The organism is Halotalea alkalilenta DSM 17697, from assembly GCF_000621205.1.
Lineage (GTDB): Bacteria > Pseudomonadota > Gammaproteobacteria > Pseudomonadales > Halomonadaceae > Halotalea > Halotalea alkalilenta.
The window spans coordinates 59,626-74,390 of the sequence record NZ_JHYY01000037.1; the positions used below are offsets into that span (position 1 = coordinate 59,626).

Sequence of the window (14,765 nt, forward strand, 5' to 3'; positions counted from 1 at the left end):
GTTCATGACCGCTGTACCCCAATCCCCCGTCGTCGCCCCGAGCATCGACTCCCAACGCCTTTGGTCTTCGCTGATGGAGATGGCCGAAATCGGCAAGACCCCGGGAGGGGGCAGCGGTCGCCTGGCGCTGAGCGAGAGCGACGGTGTCGGGCGCCGCCAGCTGATCGAGTGGGCCGAGGCGCTCGGCTGCTCGGTCACCATCGACGAGATCGGCAATCTGTTCATCCGTCGTGAGGGCAAGCGCCCCGAGCTCGACCCCGTGGCGTTCGGCAGCCATCTCGACACCCAGCCGCTGGGCGGGCGCTTCGACGGCGTGCTCGGCGTGCTCGCTGGGCTCGAGGTGCTGCGCACGCTCGACGCCGCGGGTATCGTCACCGAGCGCCCGCTGCTGCTGGTCGACTGGACCAACGAGGAGGGCAGTCGCTTCTCCCCGGCGATGATTTCCTCCGGGGTCTACGCCGGGGTGTTCGACAAGCAGTACATGCTTTCGCGCACCGACCGCGACGGCGTCACCCAGGGCGAGGCGCTGCGCGCGATCGGCTTCGAAGGCAGCGCGCCGATCGGCGAGCCGCGCTTCGCCCGCTTCTTCGAGCTGCACATCGAGCAGGGGCCGGTGCTCGAAGACGAGGCGCTCGAGATCGGCGTGGTCGACGGTGTGCAGGGGATCAGTTGGTACGATGTGCGCTTCTCCGGGCAGGCCGCCCATTCAGGGACCACGCCGCTGCGGCTGCGCCATGACGCGCTGCGCGGTGCCAGCCGGATGATCGATCGGCTGCTCGACGAGGCGCTCGAGCAGGACCCCGATGCGAAGATCACCTTCGGCGAGCTCGATATCGTAAGCCCTTCGCGCAACGTGGTGCCGGCGCAGGTGCGCCTGACCGTCGACCTGCGCCACCTCGACGACCAGCGTCTCGCCGCGCTCGAGGCGCGTTTTCTCGATCACCTCGCGCGCGCGGCCGAGCACGCCGGGGTCGAGGCCACCTACGAGCGAATCTGGCACTCACCGGCGGTTCGCTTCGACGCCGACTGCGTGACGATGGTCGAGGATTCCGCTCGCCAGCGTGGGCTGAGTTTCCGGCGGATGCCGAGCGGAGCGGGCCATGACTCGGTCTACGTTTCCCGGGTCGCGCCGACCTCGATGATCTTCATCCCCTGCCTCGGCGGGATCAGCCACAACGAGGCCGAGTACTCGAGCCCCGAGCAGTGCGCCGCAGGCTGTCAGGTATTGTGCGACGCGGTGGTGCGGGCCGCCGGCTGAACAGCGCCGCGCGAAGCCGATGCGCAATGGAGCCCGTCCCCGCCGCTTTCAGCGACGGGGACGGGCTCTTCGTCGTTTCGCGCTCGGTTCAGTCGGCGGTGGAGAGGGCCTGATGGAGCAGTTCGGCGTTGTGACGCATCATCCCGAGGTAGGTGATGCCCTCGCCATCGGCGGTCAGCGCATCGGCGTAGAGGGTGCCGGCGATCGGCAGCCCGCTCTCCTCGGCGAGCTGGCGCAGCGTCGAGGGATTGGTCATGTTCTCGTAGAACAGCGCGCTGACCCGCTCGGCGCGCAGCATCCGCACCAGTTCGCCCATGTTCGCCGCCGAGGCTTCCGACTCGGTGGAGAGCCCGACCGGGGCGATGAAGCGCAGGCCGTAGGCATGGGAAAAGTAGCCGAACGACTCATGGCCGGTGACCACGGTGGCGTCCTCCGGCAGCGCATCGATCAGCTGGCGGATCTGGTCGTCCAGCGCACGAATCTCGCCGGTGTAGCGTTCGGCGTTGGCGCGGTAGTCCTCGGCGTTGTCCGGGTCGACCGCGATCAGGCCGTCGCGGATGTTGGCGACGTAGATCTCGGCGTTGCGCAAGTCCTGCCAAGCGTGGGGATCGAAGCCGCCGTGGGTATGGCCGTGATCTGCGTGGTCATCGCCATGTTCCTCGTGCGCATCGTCTGCGTGGTGATGCTTCGCGCCGCTCAGCGGGCTCACCCCTTGGCTTGCGGTGACCAGCTCCCCGGCGTAGCCAGTGGCATCGACCAGTCGTTCCATCCAGCCTTCGAAGTTGAGTCCGTTGAACACCACCAGATCAGCGTTGCTCAGGCGGCCCGCATCGCTCGGGCTCGGCGAGAACGAGTGGGCGTCGCCGCCGGGGCCGATCAGCTCGGTCACGGCGACATGCTTTCCACCGACTTCGCGCACCATGTCGCCGAGGATGCTGAAGCTGGCCACCACGTCGAGTCGATCGGCAGCCGGCGCCGAGAGGCTGGCGCTGAAGGCGAAAGCGCCGCAGATCAGGGCATGGAGCAAAGGGCGGGTCATGGGCCGGGGTCCTTGGTTCGACGGGAGAGGGTGGCTTCGCCGTAGCGTGCGGCCAGCGGCGAGGCACGCCGGCGCAGCCGCCGCCATAGGCTGTGGCGGCGGCCGAACAGCGCCGAGAGCAGGTAGATCCCGCCGCTGACCAGGATGATGCAGGGGCCGGACGGCAGGTCGAGGTGGTAGGAGAGCAGCAGGCCCGCGACGCTCGAGCAGGCCGCGACCAGGATCGCGATCAGGATCAACCCCTCCAGGCGACTGCTCCAGAACCGTGCGGCGGTGGCCGGCAGCATCATCAGTCCCACCGCCATCAGCGTGCCGAGGGTCTGGAAGCCGGCGGTGAGATTGAGCACCACCAGGGCGAGGAACAGGCCGTGGACCAGGCCGCCGCGCACCCCTTGGCCGCGCAGGAACAGCGGGTCCAGGCACTCGACCACCAGCGCCCGGAACATCAGCGCCAGGCCGAGCAGGGTCAGGCTCGAGATCGATGCGATCAGCAGCAGCGCCGTGGTGTCGACGGCGAGAATCGAACCGAACAGCACGTGGGTGAGATCGACGCTGTTGCCGCCGAGCGAGACGATCAGCACCCCGGCGGCCAGCGAGATGAGGAAGAAGCTCGCCATCGCGGCGTCCTCGCGGTGCCCGGTCATCTGCGAGACCGAGCCGGCGAGCCCCGCCACCACCAGCCCCGAGAGGATGCCGCCGAGGCTCATCATCGGCAGCGAGAAACCGGCGAACAGGAAGCCGAGCGCGATGCCGGGCAGGATGGCGTGGGACATCGCATCGCCGATCAGGCTCATCCCGCGCATCATCAGGAATACCCCGAGCGGGGGGGCGGCGATCGATAGCGCCAGCGAGGCGACCAGTGCGCGGCGCATGAAGCCGAACTCGACCAGCGGGGCGAATGGCGCCAGCAGGGCGTCGATCATGGCCGCGCTCCGCTGAGCAGGCGCTGGGCGGTCTGCAGGCAGCGCTGGTGGATGTCGTGGGCGGGGACGATCTCCTCGGGCGCGAACCATTCGCCGCGGCCCTCGGCGAGTACCAGCACGCGGTCGGCGAGCTGGGCGAGCTGCTGCATGTCGTGCAGCACCACCACCAGCGTCGCGCCCTGCGCGGCCATCTCGCGGAACACCTCGGTGAGCACCTCGACGCTTGCGCTGTCGACGTTGGCGAAGGGCTCGTCGAGCACCAGCAGCTCGGCCTGCTGCATCAGCGTGCGGCCGATCAGCGCACGCTGGCGCTGGCCGCCCGAGAGCTCGCCGAGCGGACGGTGGGCGAGCTCGGAGATGCCGAGCCGTTCCATGATCTCGCGTCCGCGCCGATAGTGGGCGCGGCTATAGCCACGCAGCGCGCCGTGGCTGGGCCAGCAGCCGGTCATCACCAGCTCCTCGACGCTCATCGGGAAGCTCAGGTCCAACGCCAGCTGCTGGGGCAGCCAGGCCCGGCGCTCCTTGGGTACCGCGCAGTGCACGCGACCCGCGATCGGTGCGAGCACGCCCATGATCCCAGCGAGCAGCGTGCTCTTGCCGGCGCCGTTGGCGCCGACCAGTGCGGTTACCGAACCCACGGGGAATTCGCCGCTGACACCCTCGAGCACCATCCTGCCACCTTGGGCGAGGCTCAGTTCGTCGAGCGTCAGAGCAGCGGTTGGTGCGCTCATCCCAGCCACCCCCCGGCCCACAGCACCGCGAGCCAGAGCAGGCCGATCGGCAGTCCGGCGAGCAGAGCGCGGCGCCAAGCGGCGAGCGACATCAGGGAAAAATGACACGGACGATCGCGGAGGTGACGGTGGGCCATGAACTATCCTGCGAAGGCCGCTGGGGGAAACCAGCGAGAAAAAGTGGGGCTAACGGTCGAGAGTGCGCAGTTATAACATAACGAGATGGCGATGTTCGACCCCGACCGATAGCTTCTTTGGGCGCAGGCACGAGCACTGAGGTGGGGTTCGCTCCAATACGCTCGTGCATGGCGAAGGCTTTGGCATAATCGCAGTTCATCCTTGGTTGGAGTCCACCATGTCGTCCACCGCATCTCCCTTGGCGAGCGCCATCATCGATCTGCGCGCCGAGCTCTCGCGTCGAGGCCAGCGCCTGCTGGTCTGGTGCGATGCGTTCGAGGAGGCGTCGCTGCATGCGCTGCTCGCCGGACTCGGCGGGCAGCGCAGGCTGTGGGTCGGCGAGGCCGGGGCCCAGCCGTCGGAAGGCTTCGAATGGCTGCAGCCCGGGCAGGCGCGGCGACGGCTCGGCGAGGAGTGCGACGCCTTGGTGTTCGACGCCCGCGAAGGCTTCGACCTCGACGCCTTCGGCGCCGTCGCCGGCACCCTGCGTGCGGGTGGCTGCCTGCTGCTGCTCAGCGCACCGGCGAGTTTCTCCGGGCGCTTCGGTTCACGGCTGCGCCGGCTGCTCGAAAACGATTCGGGCGTCGCCCGGTTGGAGCGGGATCGGCTGCGGCTGCCGGAGCTGCCATCGGCGCCGGACTGGCGACCCGGGCGCGACTCGCTGGGCTGCCTCAGCGCGGACCAGCGCCGTGCGGTCGACGGGCTGGTGGCGCTCAAGCGACGCCGGCCGTTGGTCATCACCGCTGATCGTGGCCGTGGCAAGAGCGCGGCGCTCGGTATTGCCGCCGCGGTTCGGCTGAACCAGGATGGTGGCGAGCTGCTGGTCACCGCGCCCAGCGCGGCGGCGGTGGAAAGCCTGTTCGAGCAGCTAGGGCATCACGCGCCCGAGGGGCGTCGCGAGGGCGCGCTGTTCCTGCATCCGCGGGGGAGTTTGCGCTACCTCGACCCCGAGGCGCTGGTCGAAGCGCTCGAGCAGCCGGAACCGCTCGGCGGCGCTGGCAGCACCATGCTCGTGGATGAAGCCGCCGCGCTGCCGCCGGCACTGCTGGCACGCTGCCTTGAGCGCTTCCCGCGGATCGCCTTCGCCACCACCACCCACGGCTACGAAGGCAGCGGGCGCGGCTTCGCGATCCGTTTTCGCCAGCGGCTCGACCAGCGTACCCCGGACTGGCGAGCGCTCGAGCTCGAGACCCCGGTGCGCTGGGCGCCGGGGGATCCGCTCGAAGCGCTCACCACCCGGCTTTTGTTTCTCGACGCCGGGATCGACGAAGCCGAGCCGGCACCGGGCGAGGTGACGATCGAGCGCTTCGATCGCGACCGGCTCCAGCAGGACGAGGCGGCGCTCGGCGAACTCTTCGGCCTGCTGGTGCAGGCCCACTACCGCACTGCGCCGAGCGACCTGGCCCGGCTGCTCGACCAGCGCGGAGTCGAACTCTGGGGCGCCCGCGCGGGCGGCCGGCTGCTCGGCGTCGCCGCTACCCTCGACGAGGGCGGGTTTCCCGCGCCCTTGGCCGAGTCGGTGGCGCGCGGCGAGCGTCGCCTGCCCGGCGAGCTGCTGCCCCAGTCGCTGGCGCTGCATGAGGGGCTGGCGGAGGCTGCGCTTTTGCGCTGGCGGCGAGTGATGCGGATCGCCGTGCATCCCGGTGCGCAGCGACGCGGTATCGGCCGGCGGCTGATCGAGCGGATCTCCTTCGATGCCGCCGGCAAGGGGATCGCGATGCTCGGCGCTAGCTTCGGGGCGAGTCCCGAGCTGCTCGACTTCTGGTTCGCGGTCGGCTGTACCCCGCTGCGGCTCGGACTCAAGCGCGAACGCTCCAGTGGTGAGCACGCGCTGATGGTCGGCCGCGCGCTGGATGCCGGGGGGGCTGCGCTTTCGCGCCAGTGCCGCGAGCACTTCTGCGATGCCCTGGCCGAGCGCCTGGCGTTCGAGCTGCGCGGGCTGGAGGTGGAGCTCGCCGCCCGGCTGCTCGCGCCGCCGCCGCTCGCCGCCGAACCGGCGCTCGGCGTCGCGCTCGGGCGTCTAGGACTCGGGCATGCGCCGCTCGCACCCTATCGTGGGCTGCTCAAGCGCCATTGGGGCAGCCTGAGCGAGCGGCTGTCGGAGGAGGCGAGGGAGGGCCTGCTCGGCTTGCTGTACCAGGGGCGTGACGAAGCCTGGCTCGCACGCCGCCACGGTGGCGAGGGGCGCGCCGCGGGCGAGGCGCTGTGGCGCGGCTGGTGCGCGCGCACCGTGGACGGTTGATCGCCACGCGGGCAAGGAGGACGATAAGGCCTGACTGAGTCCCCCACCAGGAGTTTCGCATGTCCGCCGTGTCGCCCAACGCCCATCTCGACCAGCTCTCGCCGGCGCCGCTCTGGCGCCATTTCAGGATGCTCTGCGATACGCCGCGTCCCTCCGGGCAGGAGGAGGCGGTGATGCGCAATATCGTCTCCTGGGCTGAGCGGCGCGGCTTCTCCACCTCACGCGACCAGGCCGGCAATCTGCTGGTACGTCGGCCCGCCTCCCCCGGGTTCGAGGCGGTGCCGATGGTGACGCTGCAAAGCCATGTCGACATGGTGTCCCAGGCCGATGTCGAGCACGATTTCAGCCGCGATCCGATCCTGACCGAGGTGCGCGACGGCTGGCTCTGGGCGCGCGGCACCACGCTCGGTGCCGACAATGGCATCGGCGCCGCCGCGGCGCTTGCGATCCTCGACGACGACGAACTGGCGCACGGTCCGCTCGAGGCGCTGTTCACCGTCGCCGAGGAGACTTCGCTGGTCGGTGCCACCCAGCTCGCGCCGAACTGGCTCGAGGGGCGCTACCTGCTCAACCTGGATTCCGAGGATCGCGGCGAGGTGTACATCGGCTGTGCCGGCGGCGTGCACGTGGGGCTCGAGGAGCGCTTCGAGATCGCTTCGCTTGAGTCAGGCTGGACCGTCGCCCGGCTGAGCCTCGATGGACTCAAGGGTGGCCACTCCGGGGTCGACATCCACCAGCAGCTCGGCAGCGCCAACCGGCTGCTGCCGCGCGCGCTGCTGACCCTGCTCGATGGTTTGGGCAGCGGTGCGCTGCGGCTGCTCGACTATCACGGCGGCACCATGGGCAACGCGATCACGCGCTCGGCGAGCGCACTGGTCGCGCTGCCGGCGGCGAGCTTCGACGATGCCCTCGAGCGGATCGCGACCCTGGAGGCGACCCTGCGTACCGAACTCGCTGTCGTCGAGCAGGGGCTGGCGCTGCGGCTCGAGCCCGAGGAGTACGCTGGCGCGGCGCTCGGTGCGCAGGATTCCGCCCGGGTGGTCCGGCTGCTCGCCGCGCTTCCCTACGGCGTCGAGCGCTACAGCGATGAGATCGAGGGGACGGTCGAGACCTCCAACAACCTCGGCATCGTCGCGCTCGAGGAAGGCGCGCTGCGCCTCGATACGATGATCCGTTCGCTGCGCGACAGCGCCGCGCTGGCGCTCGCCGCCCGGATCGAGGCGCTGTGCCGGCTGGGCGGCTTCGCGCCCAAGCGCAGCAGCTTCTATCCCGGCTGGACGCCCTCGGCCAGCTCGCCCCTGCTCACTCGTTTCGAGGAGTTGCACCAGCGCATCGAAGGCCATGCACCGCAGATCAAGGTGATCCATGCCGGGCTCGAGTGCGGGATCATCGGCGCCAAGTACCCGCAGCTCGAGATGATCTCGTTCGGTCCGACGATTCGCGGCGCCCACTCCCCGAGCGAACGGGTCGAACTCGCCGCAGTGGAGGCGTTCTGGGCCCTGCTGCGTGGAATGATCGCCTCGCTCGCCGAGCGTCCGCTCTCGAGATGAATGCAGTCGAGCGGCGGCGCTTCGCCTGTCCGACGCTGGGCGCGCCGATGGCCACCGGCGACGGCCTGCTGGTACGCCTGTCGCCGCTGCGCGACGGGCTCGATGGTGCGGCCGGCGCAATGCTGGCCGAGGCGGCGCGGCGCTATGGCAGCGGTGAGTTCGAGCTGACCCGGCGCGGCAATCTTCAGGTGCGCGGGTTCGATGCTTCAGGGGCTTTGGCGTTCGCCGCCGCGGCCAAGCGGCTCGCTGGCCAGCGCCCTGGGCCGCTGCCGCTGGCGCTCGAACCGCCCGGCGATGGGCTTTCGGGAGGGCGGCTGGCGGCCCTGCGCGATGAGCTGGCGGCGCGGCTCGCCGCTTTCGAGGCGCCGCTCGCGGCGAAGTGTTCGGTGCTGTTCGAGCGCCGCGGTGACTGGGGCTTCGCCGGTCTGGCGGCCGACCTGCGCCTGCGTCTCGACGGCGATCGACTGTCGCTCGGGATCGATGGCGATGCCGCTTCGGCGTGCTGGTTCTCGGCCAGCGGGGCGCCGGTTTCGCTGTGCGATGCGGCGATGGTGGTGCTCGAGCGGCTCGCCGGGGCTGGTCGGCACGCGCGGGGCGGGGCGCTGCGCTCGGACCGCACGCTCGCCGCACGGCTCGAGGTGCTGGGGTTTCGCCCGTCGCTCGCGCCGGCTTCAGCGCCGGCGGTGGTACCTGGCAGCCTGCGCCGCGGCACGCTGGTGGTGGGCTGTCCGCTCGGGGCCTTGCCGAGCGCGCGATTCGAGGCCCTGGCGGCGCTGTGCTTGCACCATGGGCTTCGCTGCTGGCCGCTGCCTGGCCGGCTGCTGCTGCTCGCAGGCGAGGCGCTGGGCGGGCCCTGCACCGATGCCATTCGAGACGAGCTCAGCAGGCTCGGGATGGTGCTGGATCAACGCGACCCAAGGCTTCGCATCGAGGCTTGCCGGGGTAGACCCGGCTGCGCCTCGGCGGGCTTCGACACGCGTGGGCTGGCCGAACGGCTGGTGCAGCAGCTCGCCGCCCTCGACCCCGATGGGCGCGTCGAGCTGCATTTGTCCGGCTGCACCAAGGGCTGCGCGCGCAGCCGGCCGGCGACGATCTGCCTGGTCGGGGGCGAGCGTGAAGGCGCACTCGGCGTGGTGCTCGATGGCCGCGCCGATGGCGTGCGCCAGGCGTGGCTGAACGACGATGCCGAGTGCGTCGCCGCTGCGCTGCCCGCACTGCTGGCGCGTAGCTGATTCGGCGGCTCGATTGCTTTGCGGCCTTCGAGTTTCCAGCGGCAGTTTCCAGTACAATCCTTCCCTTCGTGCGGCCATCGCGGTCGTGATCATCAGTTCTCGCCGAATGCCCTTCGCGTTCGGCCGTGTTTTGTTGGGACGCGATCGACCATGAGCGAGCGCCATGACTACCAACGCGACGGTCGCGCCATTTATGAGCGCTCCTTCGCGATCATCCGCGCCGAGGCCGACCTCGCCCGCTTCGACGAGCTCGAGCGCACCGTCGCCGTGCGCATGATCCACGCCTGCGGAGTGGTCGAGCTGGCCGAGCGGATCGCTTTCGGCCACGACTTCGCCGCGCGCGCGCGCGCGGCGCTGCGTGCCGGCGCTCCAATCCTCTGCGACGCCGAGATGGTCGAACGAGGAGTCACCCGTGCGCGGCTGCCGGCGGACAACCCGGTGATCTGCACCCTGCGCGACCCGCGCACGCCCGATCTCGCCGAGCGGATAGGCAACACGCGCTCCGCGGCGGCGATGCGGCTCTGGGAGGAGCGGCTCGAAGGCGCGGTGGTGGTCATCGGCAATGCCCCGACCGCGCTGTTCCATCTGCTCGAAATGATCGCCGCCGGGGCGCCGAGGCCGGCGGCGGTGATCGGCGTGCCGGTGGGCTTCGTCGGTGCCCAGGAGTCCAAGCAGGCGCTTGCCGAGAGCGAACTGGCGCTGCCCTACGTGGTGGTGAGAGGGCGGATGGGCGGCAGCGCGATCGCCTCCGCCGCGGTCAACGCGCTGGCGAGCGACGCTCTGTGAGCGGGGCGGGCAGGCTGCTTGGCGTAGGCGTGGGGCCTGGCGACCCTGAGCTGCTCACGCTCAAGGCGGTGCGCGCACTCGAGCAGGCCGACCTGCTCGCCTACTTCGCCAAGGCTGGCAACCGTAGCCATGCACTGGCCGTGGTCGCCGGCTTTCTTCCTCGCGGGCTCGAACGGCTGGCGCTGGAGTACCCGGTGACCACCGAGCTCGATCGCTTCGACCCCGAGTATCGCCGCCAGATCGATGCCTTCTACGCTGACTCGGCGCGGCTGCTCGCCGCCCATCTCGAGGCCGGTCGCACGGTCGCGGTGCTCTCGGAGGGCGACCCGCTGTTCTTCGGCTCCTACATGCACCTGCACGTACGCCTGGCCCACCGTTTCGACGCTGAGGTGATTCCCGGCGTGACCGGGATGTCCGGCGGCTGGTCGAGCGCGCAGCTGCCGATCTGCCAGGGCGACGACGTATTCAGTGTGATTCCCGCCACCCTCGACGAGGCGACGCTTGCCGCCCGGTTGGCGTCCAGTGAGGCGGCGGTGATCATGAAGGTCGGGCGCAATCTCGCCAAGGTGCGGCGGGCGCTCGCTACCAGCGGAAGACTGGAGCGCGCGGTCTACGTCGAGCGGGCGACCCAGCCCGGTGGGCTTACGCTGCCGCTGACGCGAAAGACCGACGATGCGGCGCCCTATTTTTCCCTCGTACTGGTACCCGGCTGGGACTCGCTGGAGTTCGAGTCGCCGCTTTGGACGCCAAGCGAGGAGGGTCGATGAGCGCTGGCAAGCTGAGCGTGGTGGGGCTTGGCCCGGGTGATGCCCGTTTTCTGACTCCCGAGGCGCAGGCCGCGCTCGATCGGGCCGAATGGCTCTACGGCTATGCGCCCTATCTCGATCGCATCGAGGTGCGCTCGGAGCAGCGCAAGATTCCCTCCGATAACCGGGTCGAGGCCGAGCGTGCCTATGAGGCGCTGGCCGCTGCGGTCGAAGGGCGCCGAGTGGCGATGGTGTCCGGGGGCGACCCCGGGGTGTTCGCGATGGCCGCCGCGGTGTGTGAGCAGGTGGAGCGGGGGCCCGAGGCGTTTCGCACCCTGGAGCTCGAGATCGTCCCCGGGATCAGCGCGATGCTGGCCGCGGCGGCGGCCTGCGGTGCGCCGCTCGGTCACGATTTCTGTGTCATCTCGCTGTCCGACAACCTCAAGCCCTGGACGCTGATCGAGCGCCGGCTCGATGCCGCCGCTGAGGTCGGCTTCGCCATGGCTTTCTACAATCCGATTTCCAAGGCTCGCCCATGGCAGCTCGACAGCGCTTTCGCGCGTCTGCGCGAACGGCTGCCCGCGGCGACTCCAGTGGTATTCGCGCGTGCGATAGGGCGGGCGGACCAGCGGCTACGGGTGAGCTCGCTCGGCGAGGCGAGCGGCGAATGGGCCGACATGGCGACGCTGGTGATCGTCGGCTCCCCGGCGACCCGGGTGATCGAACGACCCGGCAGGCCGCCGCTGGTCTACACCCCTCGCCGTGCTTGATCGTTTTTCGCCCTCAATGGGCCTTTCTGGGAGTAGTGCGATGCTCGAGGTGTCTGAATATTTCGCTGGCAAGGTCAAGTCGATCGCGTTGGCGCAGCCGGAGGGGCGGGCGACCATCGGCGTGATGGCGGCGGGAGAGTATCGCTTCTCCACCGCCGCGCGCGAGATCATGCAGGTGGTCAGCGGTGAACTCAGCGTGCTGCTGCCTGGCGAGGATGAGTGGCGCCGGTTCACCGACGGGGAGCGGTTCGAGGTGCCGGCGCAGAGCGCGTTCGAGGTCCGTGTCGCGCGCGACAGCGCCTATCTCTGCGAATACCGCTGAGACTCAGCTGGCCAGCAGGTCGCGCTGACGCACCACCCAGCCGAGCACTGCGTCGATGTTGGCTACCGTAGTCAGCGGGGGCGTGGCCGGACGTTCGATCATCACTACCTCGATGCCTAGCGTCCGGGCCGCGAGCAGCTTGGCGCTGACCGCGCCGGCACCGCTGTTCTTGGTCACCAGCACCTCGATTCCTTCCCGCTCGAGCAAGGCCCGCTCCTGGTCATGATTGAACGGGCCACGCGCCAGCAGGCTTTCGAACCTGGGCAGCGCCGGCGGGGGATCGAGCGGATCGACGCTGCGCACCAGGTAATGATGCTGCGGTGCGCGTTCGAACGCAGCGAGCTGCTGGCGGCCGATCGTCAGCATCACTCGGCGGGGCTGGTCGCCAAGCAGTGCGGGAGCATCTTCCACGCTGGCGCAGTGGCGCCAGCGGTCTCCTTGGCTCGGCGTCCAACCCGGGCGCAGCAGGCGCAAGGTCGGTACGCCGGCCTTGGTCGCCGCCTCGGCCGCGTTGCTGGCGATGCGCGCGGCGAACGGATGGGTGGCGACGACCATTGCGTCGATGCCTCGTTCGATCAGGTAGTCGGCCAGCCCTTCGACGCCGCCGAACCCGCCCGTGCGGACTGGCACCGGCTGCGGTGCGGGCTGCTTGGTGCGACCGGCGAGCGAAAGCTCGATCTCGAGACCCGGGTGGTCGGCCAGTCTGGCCGCGAGGGCGCGGGCATCGAAGGTGCCGCCGAGAATCAGGACGCGGCTCGGAGCGTGACGATACATGGCAACCTCCAGCGTAGTGCAGGCAGGGAGTGAAGACGATGTCGGATGTTCAGCGTAGCAGGCAGGCACCGCTACCGGCGAGTGGGTCTGCGTGGCTGGCGGTGGTCGGGATCAACGAAGATGGTGTCGCCGGGCTCGGCGCGGCGGCGCGCAGCGCGGTGAGCGAGGCCGACTACGTATTCGGCGGAGCGCGCCACCTGGCGCTGGCCGGGCCGCTGATCCTGGGTGCCGCCGAGCAGTGGTCGTCGCCGCTCGAGACGAGCCTGGCGCGGATTGAGGCGCTGCGCGGCGAGCGGGTAGCGGTACTCGCCTCCGGGGACCCCTTCTGCTACGGCATCGGCAGCGTGTTGGCTCGGCGGATCGCCATCGATGAGATGCGGGTCTATCCGGCGCCTTCGGCCTACAGCCTCGCCTGTGCGCGGTTGGGTTGGGCGCAGCAGACGACTGAACTGGTATCGCTGCACGGTCGTCCGCTGGCGCGGATCGACCCGTACCTGCGCGAAGGCGCGAGGCTAGTGGTGCTGACCTCCGACGCTGAGGCGCCCGGGCTGATCATCGAACGGCTCCGCTCGCTGGGCTGTGGCGCGTCGCTGGTGGTGCTGCTCGAAGCGCTGGGCGGGCCGCGTGAGCGGGTGCGCCGCTTTCGTGTCGATGATTTTTCTCTCGCAGCCGGGCAGGTGGATCCGCTCAATCTGCTCGCGTTCGAGATCCATCGTGACCGACCCTCACGCCCGCGACTGGGAGTTGGCCGCCGGATCGACTGCTTCGAACACGATGGCCAGATCACCAGTGCAGAACTGCGCGCGCTGACGCTTTCGCGGTTGGCGCCGAGGGATGGCGACAGGCTTTGGGATCTCGGCGCGGGAGCCGGCTCGGTGGCGATCGAGTGGCTGGCGATCGACCCAAGTCTCGAGGCCGTGGCGGTGGAGGCGAATCCCGCGCGGGCTACCGCGATCGCGCGCAACGCAGCGCGCTTCGGCTGCGAGCGGCTGGAGATCATCGAAGGGCGGATGCCGCAGGTGTTGGCGCGGCTGGAGGGGAGGCCTGAGGCCATCTTCATCGGCGGAGGGGCGAGTGAGCCTGCAACCTTCGAGTTAGCCCTGGCCGCGCTCGCGCCCGGTGGACGCCTGGTCGTCAATGCGGTGACGCTCGAGAGCGAAGCGATGCTGCTGGAGCGCTATCGACTACTCGGAGGCGAGCTCACCCGGGTTGGCATCGAGCGGGCCGAACCGCTCGGGAAAATGTCCGGCTGGCGGCCGGCTCGCAGCATCACCCAATGGTACTGGTGCAAACCCTGGAACAGCGAGGAGCCCGCATGAGCGTGCACTTCATCGGTGCCGGTCCCGGCGCTTTCGATCTGATCACGGTGCGAGGACGTGACCTGCTCGCCCGTTGCCCGGTGTGTCTCTACGCCGGATCGACCGTCGATGTTCGCATGCTCGACTACTGCCCGGCCGGGGCTCGCAAGATCGACACCGCGCCGCTCGATCTCGCCGCGATAGAAGCCGAGTACCTGCGCGCCTGGGAGCGTGGGGAAGAGGTCGCCCGGCTCCATTCGGGGGATCTGTCGATCTACAGCGCGCTTGCCGAACAGCTTCGGGTGCTCGAGCGCCTTGGCATTCCCTACACCCTGACGCCAGGGGTGCCGGCCTTCGCCGCTGCAGCCGCTGCGCTCGGACGCGAGCTGACCGTGCCCGAGGTCGCCCAGAGCCTGGTGTTGACCCGGCTTTCCGGGCGAGCGTCCAGGATGCCGGCTAGCGAGACGCTGGAAAACTTTGCCCGCAGCGGCGCGACGCTGGCTATCCATCTGGCGATTCACCGGCTCTCCGAGGTGGTCGAGCGGCTGCGACCGTTCTACGGCGACGAGTGTCCGGCCGCGGTGGTCTATCGTGCGAGCTGGCCGGAAGAGCGGCTGGTCGAGGCGCGGCTCGATCGTATCGAAGCCGAACTCGCCGAAGCGCCGATCGAACGTAGCGCGCTGATCCTGGTGGGCCCTGCGCTGGGAGTGGGCGAATTTCGCGCCAGCGCCCTTTATCAGGCCGGCTATTGCCGCCGGTTCCGTTGAGCCTGGGCGATATTCCGACTTTCAGCTCGAAAACTTGGCGAAAGCGCTTGCCAAGTGGCGAGGGGGTCTATAAAGTACGCCCTCGCTGACCGGGGTTAACCCGCAGCGGGAAGAGCAAGTCATTGATTGTTTTGGTGTTTCAGGTCGGCT

Annotated in this window: 15 protein-coding genes; 10 read left to right on the forward strand and 5 right to left on the reverse strand. The window is 69.6% G+C overall.

Annotation, left to right across the window (positions count from 1 at the left end):
* The first annotated feature begins 4 nt into the window (after positions 1-4).
* Positions 5-1,258: a M20 family metallo-hydrolase gene (locus Q376_RS0107870; protein WP_027349859.1), complete on the forward strand. Its 1,254-nt coding sequence runs from the start codon at positions 5-7 to the stop codon at positions 1,256-1,258.
* Between the two features lie 88 nt (positions 1,259-1,346).
* On the opposite strand, the gene Q376_RS0107875 is transcribed toward Q376_RS0107870, so the two are convergent.
* From Q376_RS0107875 to Q376_RS25110, 4 genes are read right to left on the reverse strand one after another with little or no spacing between them, the layout of a single operon-like run.
* The gene (locus tag Q376_RS0107875) at positions 1,347-2,297 is read right to left on the reverse strand and encodes a metal ABC transporter solute-binding protein, Zn/Mn family (RefSeq protein WP_027349860.1); all 951 of its coding nucleotides are present in this window, start codon (positions 2,295-2,297) and stop codon (positions 1,347-1,349) included.
* A complete protein-coding gene (locus Q376_RS0107880) occupies positions 2,294-3,220 on the reverse strand; it encodes a metal ABC transporter permease (RefSeq protein ID WP_043446787.1) in 927 nt (308 codons plus the stop codon). Before Q376_RS0107880 ends, Q376_RS0107875 begins: the two co-directional genes overlap by 4 nt.
* Complete coding sequence (locus tag Q376_RS21845; protein ID WP_052365058.1) at positions 3,217-3,951, reverse strand: metal ABC transporter ATP-binding protein; 735 nt, start codon at positions 3,949-3,951, stop codon at positions 3,217-3,219. Before Q376_RS21845 ends, Q376_RS0107880 begins: the two co-directional genes overlap by 4 nt.
* Positions 3,948-4,088 (reverse strand): hypothetical protein, encoded by a 141-nt coding sequence (locus Q376_RS25110; RefSeq protein WP_169739035.1) that lies wholly within the window; start codon positions 4,086-4,088, stop codon positions 3,948-3,950. Before Q376_RS25110 ends, Q376_RS21845 begins: the two co-directional genes overlap by 4 nt.
* A gap of 218 nt (positions 4,089-4,306) precedes the next feature.
* Here Q376_RS25110 and Q376_RS21850 point away from each other — a divergent pair, with 218 nt between their 5' ends.
* The 7 genes from Q376_RS21850 to ppnP all read left to right on the forward strand — a co-directional run bounded on the left by Q376_RS21850 (position 4,307) and on the right by ppnP (position 11,776).
* Positions 4,307-6,370: a tRNA(Met) cytidine acetyltransferase TmcA domain-containing protein gene (locus Q376_RS21850; RefSeq protein WP_052365059.1), complete on the forward strand. Its 2,064-nt coding sequence runs from the start codon at positions 4,307-4,309 to the stop codon at positions 6,368-6,370.
* Between the two features lie 59 nt (positions 6,371-6,429).
* Positions 6,430-7,920 (forward strand): beta-Ala-His dipeptidase, encoded by a 1,491-nt coding sequence (pepD, locus tag Q376_RS0107900; protein WP_027349862.1) that lies wholly within the window; start codon positions 6,430-6,432, stop codon positions 7,918-7,920.
* Positions 7,917-9,152, forward strand: coding sequence for a hypothetical protein (locus Q376_RS0107905; RefSeq protein WP_027349863.1), 1,236 nt, complete (start codon positions 7,917-7,919; stop codon positions 9,150-9,152). Before pepD ends, Q376_RS0107905 begins: the two co-directional genes overlap by 4 nt.
* A gap of 150 nt (positions 9,153-9,302) precedes the next feature.
* The gene (locus Q376_RS0107910) at positions 9,303-9,938 is read left to right on the forward strand and encodes a precorrin-8X methylmutase (protein WP_027349864.1); all 636 of its coding nucleotides are present in this window, start codon (positions 9,303-9,305) and stop codon (positions 9,936-9,938) included.
* Positions 9,935-10,705, forward strand: coding sequence for a precorrin-2 C(20)-methyltransferase (locus Q376_RS21855; RefSeq protein ID WP_043446792.1), 771 nt, complete (start codon positions 9,935-9,937; stop codon positions 10,703-10,705). Before Q376_RS0107910 ends, Q376_RS21855 begins: the two co-directional genes overlap by 4 nt.
* Positions 10,702-11,454, forward strand: a complete 753-nt coding sequence (locus Q376_RS0107920) for a precorrin-3B C(17)-methyltransferase (protein ID WP_027349865.1) — start codon at positions 10,702-10,704, stop codon at positions 11,452-11,454. Before Q376_RS21855 ends, Q376_RS0107920 begins: the two co-directional genes overlap by 4 nt.
* Positions 11,455-11,494: 40 nt before the next feature.
* Positions 11,495-11,776 (forward strand): pyrimidine/purine nucleoside phosphorylase, encoded by a 282-nt coding sequence (ppnP, locus tag Q376_RS0107925; RefSeq protein ID WP_027349866.1) that lies wholly within the window; start codon positions 11,495-11,497, stop codon positions 11,774-11,776.
* Between the two features lie 3 nt (positions 11,777-11,779).
* On the opposite strand, the gene Q376_RS0107930 is transcribed toward ppnP, so the two are convergent.
* Positions 11,780-12,550, reverse strand: coding sequence for a cobalt-precorrin-6A reductase (locus tag Q376_RS0107930; protein WP_027349867.1), 771 nt, complete (start codon positions 12,548-12,550; stop codon positions 11,780-11,782).
* A gap of 38 nt (positions 12,551-12,588) precedes the next feature.
* Here Q376_RS0107930 and Q376_RS0107935 point away from each other — a divergent pair, with 38 nt between their 5' ends.
* Together Q376_RS0107935 and cobM are read left to right on the forward strand one after the other, a co-directional pair.
* Entirely contained in the window at positions 12,589-13,869 is a 1,281-nt protein-coding gene (locus Q376_RS0107935) for a bifunctional cobalt-precorrin-7 (C(5))-methyltransferase/cobalt-precorrin-6B (C(15))-methyltransferase (protein ID WP_027349868.1), read from the forward strand.
* Positions 13,866-14,615: a precorrin-4 C(11)-methyltransferase gene (gene cobM, locus Q376_RS0107940; protein ID WP_027349869.1), complete on the forward strand. Its 750-nt coding sequence runs from the start codon at positions 13,866-13,868 to the stop codon at positions 14,613-14,615. Before Q376_RS0107935 ends, cobM begins: the two co-directional genes overlap by 4 nt.
* Positions 14,616-14,765 lie beyond the last annotated feature (150 nt).